This is a genomic window from Peribacillus sp. NPDC060253 (assembly GCF_042727425.1).
Lineage (GTDB): Bacteria > Bacillota > Bacilli > Bacillales > DSM-1321 > Peribacillus.
The window spans coordinates 1-17,884 of the sequence record NZ_JBHXAS010000057.1 but is presented as its reverse complement, the minus strand read 5'-3'; the positions used below and the strand labels follow the sequence as shown (position 1 = coordinate 17,884).

Below are 17,884 nucleotides of genomic sequence, written 5' to 3'. Positions count from 1 at the left end.
CAAGTCGAAAATTGAATATTTTTCTGTTTTACCTATTTGAACGGGATCAAATCCCCATAACGTTGCCAACAAGCTGGATCAAAAGGTAAAAACCCGGCTACGTCACTTTGACCGTGAATAGCAGGGTTTTTACTATTGTAAATGCCTTGAATGATTGATGCGGGATTTCGGGTATTCTCATGATGGACAATTTCCTTCATTGTCCCGCCATTAAATGGAACCCCGTAATACTGGGTATTTTCTGTACCGTCTTGATCGAAACCAGCAATGATAAACCTGCTCTCCTTATCATATAGGGGTCCTACCAACAAAACGCGGAAAACATACGCTAAGAGAGTAACATCAGGAAAATACGGGTTTACAACGGTAAGGAAATCCAAATATAAAAAACGCCTAATTTCTCGCTTTTAACACCTAGAAATTAGGCTTTAGTTATTTCATTAAAGCGCCCTTTTCTGGAATATTGATTAAGCACTAATTTGTCTTTCTTTTTAATATAAATAACCCAATTAAGTATGCCTAACCCTAAAATTATTAGAAACATATTTGAAGAAATAATATCCCCGCCTAAATTTAATTCGTCAGGTATGAAGCCTATGATAATTAGGTTAATACCAGAAACAATTAACTTTTTTACTCAACTACATTACCAAAAACCATATTTTTTGTAACAATCTCTTATCATGCTATTAGTCTGTCACTTTGATCGATAATTTGTGTATATTTTAAGTGTTATTTTGCACATCCAACTATAAAACCCAGCTACCTTCACATGAGAAGATTAGCTGGGTTTCTTAATTATGTACATCCAATCATTTATAGAACTATTCGGATTCGCCTAGTAGGCCCATTGACAGGGTTCTGGCTCTAATCTGTCAGATATTTTCCGATTACCAGAAAATTGTTCTTGCTAGTATCATGTAATTCACGCCTCTGTTGCTTTCATAAGTTCGTATATTTTGCGAGTTGTATTTACATTCCTGATTGTTATTTGTTGATATGACTTTGAACCAATGAGTTTAGTCATACCGGATTTGCTAATATTCTTTTTTTCAACCGACCATAGAATGGCTCCAGGAACGTATTTTACCGTATCAATTTCTGGTTTGATGACCAGCTTATTAAGCACTGACTCATCATTAATTTCGTCCCATAAAAACAGTACATCGCTTCTCATCTGTTGGTCGTTCGTCCATGACTCTGGAAGGGAGTGTATGACTTTTTTTAAATCATGCAAACTACGGACTAAAACTTTGATTTGTAATCCGAAGTTTGTATGTATAGCCTCTTCTAAAATATGGGATATTGTTGTTTTTGATTGGCCATTCACTGTGAAAATAATATTACCTGAATTGATATATGTAACTACAGAGCTCATACCTACTCGTTCAAAAGTTTTTTTAAGCAACTTCATGTCAATTTTATTTTTCCCACCAACATTGATTCCCCTAAGCAGTGCGACATAGACCATGACAATCCTCCTAGATCGATTAATTTAATTCAAATGGTGTTTACTGCAGAACTTTCATATAGTGTCTTATCTCGGCAAAAAAGGTTGGATATCTAAAAAAGCACCTAACCTTTTTTGTTACCATAACGAGTGCTATAGACAGTTTTAATTTGTCATATTTTATTTTTCAGGTTTTCTAGATTATCTATATCTCCATTTACTATCAAACCAATATGATCAGAAATAACTTCAATATCTAAATCCCACCATTTTATTTCTAGCAATTTGCTAATGATTTCTTCTGAGAAACGGGTTTTAATTTTCTTTGCAGGGTTTCCTCCAACAATTGTATATGGTTCTACATCTTTAGTAATAACTGATTTGGCTGCTATAATAGCACCATCACCTATGTTGATTCCAGGCATAATGACCGTATCCATCCCAATCCAGACGTCATTTCCAATTATCGTGTCCCCTTTAAACGGCAATTGATCTAGCGTTGGTGTGTATTTCTCCCAACCTTGTCCAAAAATATTGAACGGATAAGTGGAGAAGCCATCCATCCTATGATTAGCTCCATTCATAATAAACGTTACACCTGGTGCTATGGCACAAAATTTCCCTATAACAAGTCGATCACCAAAAAAATCGTAATGATACAACACTTGATCTTCAAAAGATTCTCCATTTTTTGCATCGTAATAAGAATATTCACCTGCAATAATATTTGGTCTAGTAATTGTATTTTTAATAAATTGTAAAATATTATTTCCTTTAATCGGATATTTATCTGTAGGATTCGGTCCATGCTGCTTATTTGATTCCATAGGTAGTCACTACCTTTCATGGTTTTTATTCAAAGCTTAACCTGCCTAACTTATTGCATTCCTCAGCGAACCACAAGGCCTTGTCAGGTCCTACTACTATACCATGTGGCTCCGCATTTTTCGTAGGAATAGGATATTCCGTAATTTCACCGTTTATTGTAATTCGACCTATTTGATTACTTCCCCATTCAGTGAACCATAAAGCACGATCAGGGCCGGTTACAATTGCGTGTGGACGAGCATTCGGAGTAGGAATGGTAAACTCACTTATTATTCCAGAAGTAGTAATTCTGCCAATTTTATTTCCGTTAATTTCTACAAACCAAAGGGCACCATCCGGTCCATTTGTAATACCCACAGGACCAGCCTGTTTTGTGGGTAACTTATATGCAGTTACTTCCCCGCCTATCGTAATCCGACCTATTTGATTACTCTGATTCTGAGTAAACCATAGAGCATGATCAGATCCAGCCACAATAAAAGAGGGATAAGAATCAGGAATAGGCAAACTATACTCAATAATTTCACCTGATGATAAAATTCTCCCAATTCTATTTCCGTTCATTTCTGTAAACCAAATGTCTCCATTATGTCCTTGCGTGATTCCAAAAGGTCCCGAATCACTGTTCGGTAGCGTATATTCAGTAATTTCACCTGTTACTGTTAGTTTACCAATTTTATTTGTCCTATTTTCAGTAAACCATATATCACCCTGATCTGTAGAAGTGATAGATAGCACACCTGCATTGACAGTAGGAAGATCAATATGAGTCACTTTACCATCAACAGTCATTCGACCTATTTGATTCGCTTTATGTTGTGTAAACCATAGGGCACCATCCTTTCCCCTAGTAATTCCATAAGGACCTGAATCTATATAAGGAAGTTCAAATTCTTCAATTTTTATTCTCACGTTAATTCCTCCTTTTTCTTTTTTAATATTATTCTAGTAATTCGTTTTTTATACGGTGCATTTTCAGTTAACACAAATAACACGGTCGAATAAATTGAAGCGGAGTTATTTGTGTTGAAAAATTCCTAATCAATTACAGCATTTTATATATTTCAATAAGGTTCCTATCTGGGTCTCGAAAATGTGCAATACGTGATCTCCATTCTTTACGATCGTGTGGTTTAGTAATAAATTCAATCCCATTTTCTTTTAAACGGTAATAGGTCTTATCAACATCTCCTACTTCAAATTGAAGTAAAAATTTTGATTGAGATTCCCCTTCTAAAAATTTATTTTCCTCTCCGACCACTTCTGCCATGGCTTTTCGGGATAAAATCTCGATTTTCGTTTCTCCATTATTGAAAAGTGCATATTCCATTTCTTCCTCGTACCAACTTATTGAAAGTCCTAATAAATCTTTGTAAAAATTGGAGCTTTTTTTAAAATCATTAACCAACAGTCTGATTTGTAATAACTTCAGTTCAATCTCCTCCTAATAATATAATTCTCTTCATATACAAAAAAACCTGTATGTAAACTAAACCTGTAGACCATCTACATTTCTAGTTACCATAAACTAAATAACATCACCTGATTTAACTTCGATTTACGTACGAATAATCCCTCCTCTAATTCAAGAAAATGGCCCGATTGTTGAACAAAATTAAAAAAGTCATTTAATTCATTAGTTATGGATAAATGCCATAAACGACCGTTTTTGGTTAAAAACAGAGAACTTCTCTAAAACCTCAAAAACTACTTGAAATACATAACCAAAATCTAAATGCCAATATATCTATTACAAACCCCTTTTTGGTATAGTTAGGATATTAAAAAAGGGGGATTCTACAGCTCTCTTTGCTCTTTAACTTATATTAACCAAGCAGCTATAGAATAACTTTAACGTAGCGACCGGAATGTATAAGCCAAATGATTTATAACAAATTGAAAGCTTAAATATTAGATAGCTTTTATCGTCCCAAGAATTTCGGAAAACAAAAAACGAGCCCCCAAAATGGCTCGCCTTCGTATCAATATTAATAATTTGAGTTATTTACATCGACCTCCATATCGATTTCCATATCCATTAGAGCCGAGCTCAAGCTTTTTCCATGCCGATCCAAAGTAAGTGATTTTGTGACGCCTCCGCCTAGTGCGTTTTGCATGACAAAATTCAACGCTCCGATTTTTGGCAGTTCATACCTAACCACATCACCCTTCACTATTTCATGAAAGTAATCCTTAACCTTTTCTGCGGTTACCTGTTTTTTTACTTTTTCAAAATCTTCCATACGATAGACGATGACGGAAACATTTGAAATATTTCCTTTATCCCCTGATCTAGAGTGAGTGACTTGCTTGAGTTTCAATCTTGTCGACCTCCTCGTACGTTACGTTGATTGTAATATCTTCGCTAGGAATAAGAATTGAGGCAACTGATACAACCTCTTGGACACTAACCCGAACACCACCGCCTCCAGCAGGTCCATTAGTATATAGAGCTTCCACCTCTTGGCCGATCACATAAGCGGCTCCTTTATCAGCAGTCCTGGCTGCCACCCTTAATCGTACCTCCGATAGTCTTTCTCTGTCATACAACGGTGCTGAAATAGAAGAACCATATAGAGAATTAGAACCAATATGATCGATTCTCATTTCTTGAATCTCAATATTAGCCTGAATCAACCGATGTCTCACTACTTCTTCCGCCAGTCTTGACCTTCCCAAACAACCCGAACCTCCGTAACTAATTTCTGCTTCAACTATGTATCCGTCCAAATAGCCGATGCTCGTTTTATAGTAACCGCTCTTCTCTTTTCCAGACACACCATTAATATGCACTTGGTTTGTTTCTTTTTCTATCACTTCTATTTGAGAAAAATCAGCGATAACATCGGGAGTAAGATATCGGGCTGGGTCGTGAATTTCATATACAACCTGTTCCTTTACGGTAGCAGTCGTAATCATGCCTCCCGAATCCTCAAGCTTGGTTAAAAAGAAGTCCCCATTTTCCTGTACTTCGGCGATCGGATAACCGACATTCCATAAGTCAGGAACATCCTTATACCCCGGATCTGCGAAATAACCACCGGTCACTTGCGCCGCACACTCGAGTAAATGTCCAGCGGCTGTCCCCTTACCAAGAAGCTCATAGTCTGTATCCTGCCAATTAAATTCATGCTTAAGTGGTGCAACTACTAATGAAGGGTCTGATACCCGGCCCGTAATTACAATGTCAGCCCCTTCCCGCAAAGCGGTAACAATTCCAGAAATTCCGATATAGGCATTTGCAGAAATTATGGACGACTTCAACTCTTTCAATGAGGCTCCGGTTTCAATAATTGTGCAATCCATGTAATTCCCAATGTTCAGATATACATCATCTCCACTTACAGCTGCTATTTTTAAATTACTGATGCCTTTTTCCTCTGCTAAATGCTTAATAACCTTAGCGGCTGCGAGAGGGTTTGCTGCTCCCATATTGGTGATTAATGTGACATTATTCTCGACACACAGAGATAAAACCTTATCCATACGATACTTCAATAAATGATTGTACCCCTTATCTGGATTTTTCATTTTCTCCTGCTGGGCAAGGGCAATTGTTCTTTCTGCTAAGCATTCAAAGATGATATAATCCAAATCTCCTTTTTGAATTAATTCCATCGCCGGCTCAATTCGATCGCCTGCGTATCCTGCACCCGAACCAATTCTAATCTTTTTCATAATAAAGTCCTCCCTTCAAGCTCCAGTAGGAACTGGAGCGATACTTGATCGTCACGATTGATATAAATTAACGGATTGAAGGGTACGTTTAGCACGTTCTACAATAGGAAGGTCAATCATTTTCCCGTCAAGCTGCAAAACGCCTTCCCCTTTGACTAATGCCTGTTCGAACGCTCTTACAATTCTTTCTGCTTCCTCGATTTCTTCAGGGCTTGGAGCAAATACCTGGTTTACAAGATCGACCTGATCAGGATGAATGATTAATTTCCCTTGAAATCCAAGCTCCTTAATAAGCTGGGTTTCGGCTAGAAAGCCTTTATGATCTTTAATGTCAACATAGACCGTGTCAATAGGAGGTCCAACTCCCGCAGCCCTGGAAGTAACAACCAATTGGGATCTTGCATAGAGCAATTCACGGGCATTCTTCGTTAATATTGCTTTTATATCGAATGCATAGTCCATGGATCCGAATGCAAGCTGCTGAACTCTCTGACTAGCAGATGCGATTTCAAAAGAATTATATAATCCTAAAGCAGACTCTATTAAAGGTACAATTTTTATTTGGCCTTTATTTAAATTCCTTTTAGATTCCCTTTCAACTAATAAATGATCTAAAGACATAATTTCTTCTTTTGTCTCAGTTTTCGGTAAAACAATTCCAGTCAGGCCGGAATCGATTAGATCAAGTAGATCATCGTAAAAATATGGCGTGTGGAATCCATTTATTCTGATGAAATTTTCCTTTCCCTGATTCGCTTTGATAACTTTCCTTACTAACGCTCTTGCATCTTTTTTTCCTTCTGGAGAAACAGCATCTTCTAAATCATAAATGAATACATCTGCACATAATTGCTGCACTTTCTTTAATTTCTTTTCATCAGATCCAGGAATGAACATCCATGTCCGAGGAATCATAACCTCACCCCTTTGCATTTCCCCATAATTAGGCATTGAATGCCTTATATTTTTCCGATGATTTGGTTTTCGAATCCAAACTCCTTTAGTATAGACTCTGTATGCTCGCCAATATCTGGTATAGGATTCATGACCGGCTCCACATCTTCGAAAGTAACAGGAGGGATGAGTGCATTTAATTTTCCAGCAGGAGAATCGACTTCTCGCCAACGTTTCCGGATCTTTAATTGTGGATGGTTGATGAATTCCTCTACCGTATTTAAATGGGCATTCGCAATTTTTGCTTTTTCAAGTTTTTCGATTATCTCACTCGAGTTCATTTTTTGAAAAACAGCGTCAATCATTTCCTTGACAATACTGCTATTAGAAACTCGTGATGCATTACTATGAAACCTTCTATCAGTAGTTAATTCCGATTTTTCTAACACTTGTGTACAAAAGCTTTTCCACTCCCGCTCATTTTGAATGCCAAAGAATACTAATTTTCCATCCCCTGCAAGGAACGGGCCATAAGGATAAATCGTGGCGTGATTTGCCCCAGTTCGCTTCGGATCCGTCCCACCATACCCAGAATAGTAAAGTGGATATCCCATCCATTCTCCCAACGCCTCAAGCATGGAAACCTCCATCACCTTGCCCTTACCTGTCCTAAAACGGGAAATAAGTGCAGTTAATATACCAGAGTACGCATACATACCTGCTGCAATATCTGCAATCGATATGCCTGTTTTCGATGGAGTGTCTTCTGTTCCAGTAATGGAAACGACTCCTGTCTCACATTGAATGAGTAAATCGTATGCCTTTTTATCCATATAAGGACCAAACGTACCATAACCAGAAATTCCGCAAATCACAAGATGAGGATATTTTTTTTTGAGGACAGAGGAACTAAAACCAAGTCGATCAACAGCACCGGGTGCCAGGTTTTGAATAAATACGTCCGCCTCCGAAAGCAGTTTATCCAAAACCATCTTTGCTCCATCCTGTTTTAGATCAAGCGCCAAGGATTCTTTCGATCGATTGAGCCAGACAAAGTGACTCGACATTCCGTGAACGGTTGCATCATAGTTTCGTGCAAAGTCTCCAGATCCAGGCCTTTCTACCTTTATCACACGCGCTCCCAAGTCTGCCAATTGGCGAGAGGCAAAGGGAGCTGCCACCGCCTGTTCTAATGACACAACTGTAATTCCCTCAAGAGGTAACATTGAACCACTCCCTAATTGAATTTTTCAACCTGTCTTATTTAAAGAGGTATTGCCCCTGTTAGCAATGCCACGATTGTCATCACGATAGTACTTCCAAAAGCCCAGAAAAAAATCTTTTTCTGCAGATCTCCTAAATCGACCTTACATAATCCAATGAGGACAAAAACAGACGGATTCAATGGACTCAAGGGAAAACCCGTTGTCCCGTTCCCTAATAAAGCAGCCCTGCCAATTTCTATTGGGTCCACTCCAAAGGCTGCCCCTGCCTTACTTAGGACCGGAAGTAGCCCATAATAAAAGGCATCAGGAGAAAATATCAAACTTAAAGGCATACTGACCACGGCTACCAGGATTGGCAAATGTCCTCCCAGCCAATCCGGTATGGCTGAAACCATAGAAACAGCCATAGCGTCAATCATCTTAGTTCCAGAAAGAATCCCTGTGAAAATACCAGCCGCAAATATGGTAGTACAGACCATAACCATGCTTTGGGCATGAGAAGCAATTTGTTCTTGCTGTTTTTTCACGTCGGGAAAATTCACTAACAAAGCAATGGCGAACGCAACAATGAATAAGACGGGAACTGGAATTATTTCCATTATTAAAGCAACAATCAAAGAAATGGTTAAGATTAAATTGAACCAATAGAGTTTCGGTAGACTCGATGATATTTCTAATGTTGCCGCGATTTCTCCCGATTCCATTGAATCACCTTTGTTCGAAATAGTAATAATGCCTATTCTTTTACGTTCTTTCTTACCAAATATATACGATACAAATACTACCCATACAGCCCCAGCTAACATGGCTGGAATAATGGGATTAAACAATTCAGAGGATTCCGCCCCAAGGGAAACCATTGCCCTAGCTAGCGGCCCTCCCCATGGAATAATATTCATGACACCCGCACCCAACGCTACTACCCCTGCTAAGGTAAGTGAGCTCATGCCCAACCTCTTATAAATTGGCAACAAAGCCGTGACTGTTATCATGAAAGTTGCAGATCCGTCCCCATCCAAAGCAACTACTAAAGTTATGAAAGCCGTGGCCATAACTATTTTTAGAGGATCTCCTTTTGCAAAACGAATGAGCCGGGATATCATTGGGTCAAATAAGCCCCTATCAATCATCAAACCAAAATACAAAATGGAGAAACCAATCATAATACCTGTCGGTGTAACTTTTGCAATTCCATCCAACATCATTTTCCCTATTTCCAAACCAAAACCGCCGATAAGTGCAAATATAATCGGCACAAGTGCAAATGCGATTAAAACAGAAACTCGTTTTGACATTACTAAATAAAGAAATGTACCAATCATCAGAAATCCTAAAATAGCCATTCACATATCCCCTTGTAAATGATTTATTTGTAGCCTTCATATCTATTTCAAACGAAAGGATTTGAGGGAAATTTCTAAAAACCTTTCAAACACTCCGGGAAAACGGTTACATTTCTTATCATGAAGAGAAATCACAAGTTGCTCTTTATATGGAGAGAGTAATATATATTTGTCTGAAAAAACGGTTAAGAGTTCTGTTTTACAATATCATCGGTGTTATTATCTGGGGAGTATGGATTTGCTATTTTGTGGAGGTGACCAGTCAATGTACGATTCGTCATTTTTTTTATCAGAGTTACACAATGCATAAGTTTATCAAAATCAATGCCAGTCTCTATTCCCATTTCATGAAGCATGAATACAAAGTCTTCAGTTGCATCGTTTCCTGCCGCTCCCGGCGCAAAGGGACAACCACCTAATCCTCCTATGGAAGTATCAAAAGATGTGATACCTGCTTGCAATGCTGCTAATGAGTTGGCTTTTGATAAACCATAAGTATCATGGAAATGGGCTGTGATTTTTGCAGTGGGTGAGAGATCTAATGTTTTACCGAACAAATGATATACGTGCTTAGGATTAGCCCGACCAATTGTATCGCAAAGCACAATTTCGTCCACATTTAATTTTTCCAATGCCTGAACTAGACCAAGGGTTGTCTCTTCCTGAACCAGACCTTCATATGGGCAATAAAAAGCTGTTGAGATATGGAACCGTATGAACATATTTTCATTCTTAGCCTCCTCTACGACAGAGGATAACTGGAATAAGGATTCTTCAATGGACATCCTTACATTTTTTTTATTGAACGTCTCACTTGCTGCAACAAACAAGGCCAGGCTGGTTGCCCCTACATCTCTAGCCAAATCAAATCCCCGCTTATTCGGAATCAATGTCATGTATTGCACATCTTCTCGTTTGTTGATCTTTCTAAAAACCTCGGCTCCATCTGCCATTTGTGGTACATGTTTGGGTGAAACGAATGAAGTAGCCTCCATTCTTTTAATTCCCGTCTCACTCAGCGCATGTATCAATTGCAATTTCGAATCAGTTGGAATAAAGATTTTTTCATTCTGAATTCCGTCCCTTGGTCCAGATTCTATAATTTCAACACGTTTTGGTAAGTTCATTTTTATTTCATCTCCTCATTTTGTGCTGCTATTTTTTCAGCTTAATAGTTTCATGATCTGAAATAACCCCGGAAGCGAGCCACTCATCATATTTATCCTCCGCGATTTCCAAATCCCCCTTTAAAACCTGTTCTGTGTGCTCACCTAGTTTTGGACCAGCCCAATTAATACTTCCGGGGGTTTTGCTCAACTTGGGTACAATGCCTGGAACTTTAAGTTTTCCAATGCCTTCAACATCCATTTTATAGATCATTTCCCTTGCAAGGAAATGTGGATCCTGCATCATGTCCTCAACATTATAAATTGATCCTGCGGGTATGTCTGAATCATCAAGTAATACCAAGGCATCAGCTAAATTATGTTGAATTGTCCAACCACCAATTACTTCATCTAGATACTCGGCATTATGTACACGACCGTCATTAGTTGAGAATTTAAGGTCATCCCTTAAATCAGGCCTTTTGATAACGTCCATTAGCCTCTTGAAAATGCCATCTCCATTTGCACCGATTACAATGTATTTCCCATCCCGGCAAGGATATGTATTCGAAGGAGCAATTCCTGGTAAGGTGCTTCCTGTTCTTTCACGAACCACTCCGTAATGGTCGTACTCTGGAACTGCACTTTCCATTAAACTGAAGATTGATTCATATAGAGCGACGTCAACACATTGTCCTTCTCCCCCAGGTTGGTCTCTATGATATACAGCCATAAGTGCCCCCATAACAGCATATAATGCAGTTACAGAATCTCCCAAACTAACCCCAACCCTTGTTGGTGGCCTATCAGGATAACCTGTTAAATAACGGAGTCCCCCCATTGCTTCTCCAATACTTCCAAACCCTGGCTTATTTCGGTACGGTCCATCTTGACCATATCCTGATACCCTGACCATTATGATCTTAGGATTAATTTTTCTTAAATCCTCATAGCCAAGCCCCCACTTTTCCATAGTCCCTGGTTTGAAATTTTCAATAATAATATCCACTTCTTTTGTTAATTCCCTAATGATTTCTTGGGCTTCCTTTTTGCGTAAGTCCAATGAAATACTTTTTTTGTTCCTGGATTGAACAAACCACCATAAGGATGTGCCCTCATATAGCAATCTCCAATTTCTGATAGGGTCCCCCTTTCCTGGAGGTTCTACTTTTATTACCTCGGCACCAAAGTCGGCCATTAATCTTCCGGCAAAAGGACCAGCTATCAAACTCCCTAATTCCAAAACCTTTAATCCCTTCAACGCACCCTGATTTATAACTTCACCCATGAGCATTCACCTCTTTTTAGTATTTCTATCTAGGTAGATTACGGTTACATATAAACGCTTGCTTTTTATAAAAATCAATTCAATTAAAACAAAAACTTTCATAATTTTTTGATAATTCTTATAATAATTGACAATAGTTACTATGTCAACGGTTAACCGTCGACATTTTTTATGTTATAATTTGAGCTATTAAAGTAGGAGTTAAGCTTTTATTATTGAAATATATCTATGAACTGAAAAACCCAAATAAATTGAAGACCATTTGTTAAATAGATATTAATTTGTTACATAGGGGGCACTATTATGAAAGAAATACAGAAAACTGAACTGCTTCATAATCAGGTATATCATATCCTGAAGGGTATGATTATAGACGGTGAATATCAGCCTGGAGAGCGTTTGGTCGAAACCAGAGTTGCTGAAAGAATCGGGGTTAGCAGGGGTACAATTAGAGAAGCCTTCCAGATGTTATTGAAAGATTACCTACTCGTTCGTAATGGTAAGGCCATTTCTGTCTATAACCCTAGCGCACAGGACATAATTGATGTATATCAATGCCGAATAAGCCTTGAATCTTTAGCTGTTAAATTAGCAACTCAAAATATCACTGACGAGGAATTAAGCAAGTTGGTCGAAGTTATAAATGACTCTAAAATAGCCGTGGATATGAATGATACAAAAAAACTTACACAACTAAATCAGGAATTTCACGATATTATTGATCTTGCTTCCCACAACCATCAATTAATCCAATTATGCGATGTTATCAAGACGAAAATACTATATATAAGGACTAGTATTTTAAAAGTATATTTTAAAAACTTTTCCGATTTTGTAGATGATCATGAACGGATCCTTATAGCCATTCAGAATAAAGATCCAGTACAAGCCGAACAGGAAATGCATTCCCATATCGAAAAAAGCTTCAATACAATAAAAGCAACTTTTAAGACCGTTATTGATCAATAATGGATTTGATTTTCAATTTTTTATCATAGAATTGAAAAAACAGCAGTACTTTCTTTAGTATTTCTGCCCCCTCGATTAAGAGGATAGTATGAAAGGTTCTATTACAGACATTTTAATGCATTGTAATATCAGCAAAAAGAAAGAGCAGCAAAGATTAAAATCCAGAAAAATGACCTGACTTACATGTCTTTTAGTCGTACATCTCTTCATATTTATTTCTGTTTTTTGGTAATGGTCCATTGGGAACAAAATAAAAAACCTGATAATTTTTCAGGTTTTTTAATATTTTTATCATTCGATTACCAGAGAAATGCGAGAAAGACTAAAGATGCAATTGCACCAAAAGCAAATCCATTAGCGGCACCCCAACCATATCCTGCATTAAAACCTCCATAACCAAAACCCCCAAGGTTTCCGCCAACGTCAAGTGGACGAATATATACACGGTTCGGCGTAACCCGGTGTACGATTCCCCGATGTACGGTTCCTCTACTTGTACGAATTTCAACCGGTCTTCCAACACCGCCTACATATTCAATGCACATCAACAATAGGAATACTGGGATGAATGGTAAGGCCAAGTACTCGACCCTTAACCAGAATTTGATTTGTTCTAAAGATGTACTGGAAAGTTCGAAAGCATAGGAAAAAGTAAAAATGGAAGACAATAATGTCACGAGAATATAAGGCTTTGCTCCAGGTGCATCCTTGATCTTTAACTTTGCAAACAAACACAGGAACAAGCTTAAAGCACCTGCCATTATAACAACGAGTATGTATAACAATAATTCCCGTGGCAATGCGAATCAACTCCGTTTAACAAAAAATACTTTTTTCGTATATTATATAGCACTTTATGACTAGGTGACTAGAGTTTATTCAGGGAATTCTGAATTTGAAATGTCAGGATTTATAAAAAGGGGTTCAGCCGAGATACGTGTAAAAATGGGCCATAGACTCACTTTTTTTTCAGACGACGACCCATTTAATTTTTATACCGGTATATTCTCCTCTACTGTTTTGTAAATTGATGACATAATCACCAAACGTTTAAGGTGCCTTGTAAGGTATGGACTCAGCATAACAAGATATTCTCTCGAAAACTTATTCCCTTCCTTCATGAGAGACCATAAAATGAGCGTTATATAAACAACATTCTGAAAAATAACAGCATTTAGTCAAGACATCTATAGTCAGATGTCTGTTTTTAACCTTCTGCAAACTATCCAAAATGAAGCTGAAGAAGAGATTGTTCAAGAGAATTATTAGCACAAAATGAAAATCAACATAAATATGGCGGTGGGGTATATAAAACGATTTTTATTGTCATTATGGTTGAGGGAAGAGCCATCGGAACGGGAGCATATATATAATCTATTGCACAACAAGATTCTCAAGGAAATCGTTCCTATACGAAAGGGAAGGAAATATGAACAGTCAACGAGTTCGAAAAACAGGCATCACATATACAAAAGGAAAGCCTATTAATGCATAAGATAGAATACAACAACTTAAAATCCGATTTAAGGGAGAAAAATTCTCTCCTTTCGTGCTGCAATAAAATTTTTTCCTTCAATCGAAAAAAAACTATGAATCGCACTCCAACTGAAATGTAATCCATAGCCCCTTAATTTTGACAATTATTACCAAAGTTTTGCTTCGGAATCTACTCTTTTACTGTCAATTATATCTATAGGCTTTATTCTTTTAATTTCTCCTCCTGCAAAAGAGCACTACCCGCTGTAAATACTTCTAAAGCATACATGGCAAACCTCGCTAAGCAGCCTTCCATGTGATAGCAAATGCATTCATCGTAGCAGCTGACTATTGATATGGCTAATCACATACTGGTGTACTTACCCTAACTGGCGTTTAAATACTTTACTGGCGAAGAAGTAAGCGATGACCATGATGCCGACGCACCAGGCAAGCGCGATCCAGATATCGTTGCCAACAGACCCTTCATATAAGAGGGCACGAATCGCATTTACGATTGAAGTCACAGGCTGGTTCTCAGCGAACGCACGAACAATTTTCGGCATGGTTTCGGTGGGGACAAAGGCCGAACTGATAAACGGCAGGAAAATCAGCGGGTACGAGTAGGCTGTCGCCCCTTCCATAGACCCCGCTGTCAATCCGGGAATGACCGCCAGCCATGTCAGCGCCAGTGTAAACAGCCCGAGTATCCCAGCTACCGCGAGCCAATCCAGGATATCAGCGTTGGAACGGAAGCCCATCAAGAGCGCTACGAGGATAACCACCATGATAGTAAGCGCATTGGAAACAAGCGAGGTCAACACATGAGCCCACAATACCGACGAGCGTTTGATGGGCATGGTAATGAAACGCGCCATCAGCCCGCTCTTTACATCAGTAAACAGCCGCACGGAAGTGTAAGCGACGCCGGATGCGATAGCCATCAGCAAGATTCCCGGCAATAAATAATTGACGTAGTTGTCCGTGCCTGTTTCTATGGCGCCGCCAAATACGTAGACAAACAGCAGCAGCATCATAATTGGCGTAATCGCCACCGTGATAATTGTATCCGGGCTGCGCATGATGTTGCGCATTAAACGCCCTAGTAATACCCCTGTTTTGCTTTTCATTTACATCTCCTCCTTTTGGCCGATGATCGCGAGGAAAATTTCCTCCAATGTCGGCTGCTTCTCGATGTACTCCACTTTCGCTGGTGGGAACATCTCCTTGAGTTCGGTAAGGGTACCGGTAGAGATGATTTTTCCGCCATGCAGGATGGCGATACGGTCCGCCAGTTGTTCGGCTTCCTCCAGGTACTGGGTCGTCAGCAAGATGGTCGTGCCGCTGCCGGCAAGCTCCTTGACGGTATCCCAGACTTCAATTCGCGCTTCTGGGTCAAGTCCTGTCGTCGGTTCGTCGAGAAAAATGACTGCTGGCGTACCGATCAGGCTCATGGCGATGTCAAGCCGGCGCTTCATCCCGCCGGAATATTTATCCGCCCGGCGGTTGGCCGCATCGGTCAGGCTGAATTTTACAAGCAGATTGTCGGCGACTTGAGCGGGATTGGAAACTCCCCGCAACTTGGCGATCATCATCAGGTTTTCCCTCCCGGTGAGCATGCCGTCTAAAGCCGCGAACTGCCCTGTCAGGCTGATGCTCTGGCGAACATGATCCGGTTGACGCTGTACGTCAAAGCCGCAAATACCTACTTCGCCGCCATCGCCTTTCATCAGCGTCGAGAGGATGTTGATCGTCGTCGTCTTGCCCGCTCCATTTGATCCCAGCAGTGCGAAAATTTCGCCACGCCGCACCTCAAAATCCACCCCATTTAAAACTTCCTTGTCTTTAAAGGATTTTTTTAACCCTTTTACAGTAATCGCTGCATTGCTCATACTTTTTTCCTCCTTATAAATTGCGCTGCAAGGCCGCTTCCGAGCTCCGTAATTATCCGGTCGAGCGCCTTGCGGAGCTAGGTTACCTATACTCTTCTATTTAGTCTGACTGATAATCTGTATAACTTATTACTGAGTTAAAAATATGACTGAATAGCAATGGTGGCAATTCACATTTGTAACCAGCTATTCAGTCGGTATTATCCATTGAATTTATTTTTTCCCAATCGCTTCATGATACTCTGATTCAAATCTTCACGATACTTGGCAACATAGGTTTTAGCGTTTGCCACTAGTTCGTCGGCAAAGGACGCCACGTCGTCCCCAGTGATTTCCAGCACTTGTCTTCCTTCAGCCGCACCGGCTTCGAACAACTCGATTAATTCATACTGCATGTGCAGCATATCCATCCCGTTGCCCGCTGAGAAATTCCACATGTAGTTTTGAATTTTCTTAAATACAAACTGGTAGTCCTCTGGCAAGGCTTCAACCCGTGCCATCATCATTTTGTACTCCTTTTTATCACCAATCATTTTTTTGAACATTTCTATCATGTTATTTTTCCTCCTCTTTTATAAAGCTGAACAAGACACTCCAAAAATATCGTACGGAATATCTTATGAAGCTAGATTGACTTTAAGACGTTGATTTTTGATGATACAAAATCCCATTTTTCCCAAAACAATTCAAGTTCCTGGCGGCCAGCCTCATTAAGTGAGTAAAACTTGCGGGGCGGTCCCATATCTGATGGTTTCTTTTCTATGTTCACCAGTTGTTTCTTTTCTAAGCGCACGAGGATGGTGTAGACCGTCCCTTCCACGACTTCAGTAAACCCGAGCTCGTTCAGGCGGCGGGTAATCTCATAGCCATAGGTTTCATGGCGGCTGATGATTTCCAGCACGCAGCCTTCCAGCGAACCCTTCAGCATTTCAGTTAAATTTTCCATGTGCAGAGCCTCCTCTACTTAGTCTGACTTATATTAAGTATAACTTAGTACTAAGGAAAAAAATTCACTTAATAGCTTTTGGGAAATCACGCTATTAAGTATTGCTTATTACGTGTAAATTGTAACACCGAGTAGTTGTGGTGTCAACTATTTTTCTTAAAAACATTTTTGCAATTTCACTATTCAGTGGTGTTGGTATCCAGTGTGACCTATTACAGGTATATCGTAACACCTAGTAGTTGGGCTGTCAACTGGATTTTCTAAATATTTTTAAAGTCAGCTATCCCCATTGGATACTGCCGATTTTCTTTTTGGAGCTTTTACTTCCTCCTATGCTTCTTACACAATGATTACACTGTGGATCATTCCCATCCAGCAGCTGTACATGTAGGTTCCCGGTTTCTCTGGTGTGAAAACGATGAGGTTTTCTCCTACTTCCAGTGGCCAATTCCTTCTGAAAAAATGTTAAAGAGTATTCCCGAAATGAAAGAAGAACTTCGTAGACCTATGTTCTTAATAATATGTTTATTATGCGTTCCTGAAAGATGTGTGGACGTTTTTCTTTTTGGGTTCACGGGAGTTTTAGTAAAATAACTGAGGATTATTAATGTAACTCCTTCACAGTCTTCACTTTTCCACTTTCGGGCGCGATTATGAAATAACTCTTAGATTTAAACGACTTTATTGTTATATTTTTAAGTGCGGTGAAGTAATCTGCATCAATAATTAAATAACTTTATTGTCACTCTACAAATAATAAACCTTGATTTTTTTACACTAAGCAGAAT

At 39.1% G+C, this 17,884-nt stretch carries 18 protein-coding genes and 1 pseudogene; 1 reads left to right on the top strand and 18 read right to left on the bottom strand.

The features are described from left to right. Positions 1 to 32: 32 nt before the first annotated feature. From ACFWE9_RS15510 to ACFWE9_RS15455, 12 genes are all read right to left on the bottom strand, one after another. Positions 33 to 380 (bottom strand): hypothetical protein, encoded by a 348-nt coding sequence (locus tag ACFWE9_RS15510; RefSeq protein WP_377357568.1) that lies wholly within the window; start codon positions 378 to 380, stop codon positions 33 to 35. A gap of 545 nt (positions 381 to 925) precedes the next feature. Then, positions 926 to 1,471 carry a DUF1697 domain-containing protein gene (locus ACFWE9_RS15505; RefSeq protein WP_377357566.1) on the bottom strand — a complete coding sequence of 182 codons (546 nt, stop codon included), beginning with the start codon at positions 1,469 to 1,471 and terminating at the stop codon, positions 926 to 928. 152 nt (positions 1,472 to 1,623) lie between these two features. Next, a complete protein-coding gene (locus ACFWE9_RS15500; protein ID WP_377357564.1) occupies positions 1,624 to 2,277 on the bottom strand; it encodes a Vat family streptogramin A O-acetyltransferase in 654 nt (217 codons plus the stop codon). 25 nt (positions 2,278 to 2,302) lie between these two features. Continuing rightward, positions 2,303 to 3,190, bottom strand: a complete 888-nt coding sequence (locus tag ACFWE9_RS15495) for a Vgb family protein (protein ID WP_377357562.1) — start codon at positions 3,188 to 3,190, stop codon at positions 2,303 to 2,305. Positions 3,191 to 3,323: 133 nt separating this feature from the next. Continuing rightward, positions 3,324 to 3,710, bottom strand: a complete 387-nt coding sequence (locus ACFWE9_RS15490) for a VOC family protein (RefSeq protein ID WP_230156151.1) — start codon at positions 3,708 to 3,710, stop codon at positions 3,324 to 3,326. A 556-nt stretch (positions 3,711 to 4,266) separates the two neighbouring features. Beyond that, positions 4,267 to 4,599, bottom strand: coding sequence for an AtuA-related protein (locus ACFWE9_RS15485; protein ID WP_230156050.1), 333 nt, complete (start codon positions 4,597 to 4,599; stop codon positions 4,267 to 4,269). Further along, complete coding sequence (locus tag ACFWE9_RS15480; RefSeq protein WP_230156052.1) at positions 4,571 to 5,956, bottom strand: acyclic terpene utilization AtuA family protein; 1,386 nt, start codon at positions 5,954 to 5,956, stop codon at positions 4,571 to 4,573. Before ACFWE9_RS15480 ends, ACFWE9_RS15485 begins: the two co-directional genes overlap by 29 nt. A gap of 51 nt (positions 5,957 to 6,007) precedes the next feature. Next, positions 6,008 to 6,871 carry an HpcH/HpaI aldolase/citrate lyase family protein gene (locus ACFWE9_RS15475; protein WP_377357560.1) on the bottom strand — a complete coding sequence of 288 codons (864 nt, stop codon included), beginning with the start codon at positions 6,869 to 6,871 and terminating at the stop codon, positions 6,008 to 6,010. Positions 6,872 to 6,915: 44 nt separating this feature from the next. Continuing rightward, positions 6,916 to 8,076: a CaiB/BaiF CoA transferase family protein gene (locus ACFWE9_RS15470; protein ID WP_377357558.1), complete on the bottom strand. Its 1,161-nt coding sequence runs from the start codon at positions 8,074 to 8,076 to the stop codon at positions 6,916 to 6,918. Between the two features lie 38 nt (positions 8,077 to 8,114). Next, positions 8,115 to 9,419 (bottom strand): CitMHS family transporter, encoded by a 1,305-nt coding sequence (locus ACFWE9_RS15465; RefSeq protein ID WP_377357556.1) that lies wholly within the window; start codon positions 9,417 to 9,419, stop codon positions 8,115 to 8,117. Between the two features lie 185 nt (positions 9,420 to 9,604). After that, positions 9,605 to 10,546, bottom strand: coding sequence for a hydroxymethylglutaryl-CoA lyase (locus tag ACFWE9_RS15460; RefSeq protein WP_377357554.1), 942 nt, complete (start codon positions 10,544 to 10,546; stop codon positions 9,605 to 9,607). Positions 10,547 to 10,574: 28 nt separating this feature from the next. Next, positions 10,575 to 11,813: a CaiB/BaiF CoA transferase family protein gene (locus ACFWE9_RS15455; RefSeq protein ID WP_377357552.1), complete on the bottom strand. Its 1,239-nt coding sequence runs from the start codon at positions 11,811 to 11,813 to the stop codon at positions 10,575 to 10,577. 303 nt (positions 11,814 to 12,116) lie between these two features. Between ACFWE9_RS15455 and ACFWE9_RS15450 the strand changes: the two genes are divergently transcribed. After that, positions 12,117 to 12,782, top strand: a complete 666-nt coding sequence (locus ACFWE9_RS15450) for a GntR family transcriptional regulator (protein WP_377357550.1) — start codon at positions 12,117 to 12,119, stop codon at positions 12,780 to 12,782. Between the two features lie 299 nt (positions 12,783 to 13,081). Here the strand turns inward: ACFWE9_RS15450 and ACFWE9_RS15445 are convergent, their stop codons facing one another. The 6 genes and pseudogenes from ACFWE9_RS15445 to ACFWE9_RS15420 all read right to left on the bottom strand — a co-directional run bounded on the left by ACFWE9_RS15445 (position 13,082) and on the right by ACFWE9_RS15420 (position 17,096). Beyond that, positions 13,082 to 13,582, bottom strand: coding sequence for a histidine kinase N-terminal 7TM domain-containing protein (locus ACFWE9_RS15445; RefSeq protein WP_356713853.1), 501 nt, complete (start codon positions 13,580 to 13,582; stop codon positions 13,082 to 13,084). 169 nt (positions 13,583 to 13,751) lie between these two features. Next, positions 13,752 to 13,957, bottom strand: a pseudogene (locus tag ACFWE9_RS15440) (Tn3 family transposase); the annotation flags it as partial. Between the two features lie 681 nt (positions 13,958 to 14,638). After that, positions 14,639 to 15,388: an ABC transporter permease gene (locus ACFWE9_RS15435; RefSeq protein WP_230156063.1), complete on the bottom strand. Its 750-nt coding sequence runs from the start codon at positions 15,386 to 15,388 to the stop codon at positions 14,639 to 14,641. Next, complete coding sequence (locus ACFWE9_RS15430) at positions 15,389 to 16,150, bottom strand: ABC transporter ATP-binding protein (RefSeq protein ID WP_230156064.1); 762 nt, start codon at positions 16,148 to 16,150, stop codon at positions 15,389 to 15,391. It lies immediately after the preceding gene. Between the two features lie 200 nt (positions 16,151 to 16,350). Further along, the gene (locus ACFWE9_RS15425) at positions 16,351 to 16,704 is read right to left on the bottom strand and encodes a DUF1048 domain-containing protein (RefSeq protein WP_230156065.1); all 354 of its coding nucleotides are present in this window, start codon (positions 16,702 to 16,704) and stop codon (positions 16,351 to 16,353) included. A 71-nt stretch (positions 16,705 to 16,775) separates the two neighbouring features. Further along, positions 16,776 to 17,096 carry a PadR family transcriptional regulator gene (locus ACFWE9_RS15420; RefSeq protein WP_377357547.1) on the bottom strand — a complete coding sequence of 107 codons (321 nt, stop codon included), beginning with the start codon at positions 17,094 to 17,096 and terminating at the stop codon, positions 16,776 to 16,778. Positions 17,097 to 17,884: the final 788 nt, after the last annotated feature.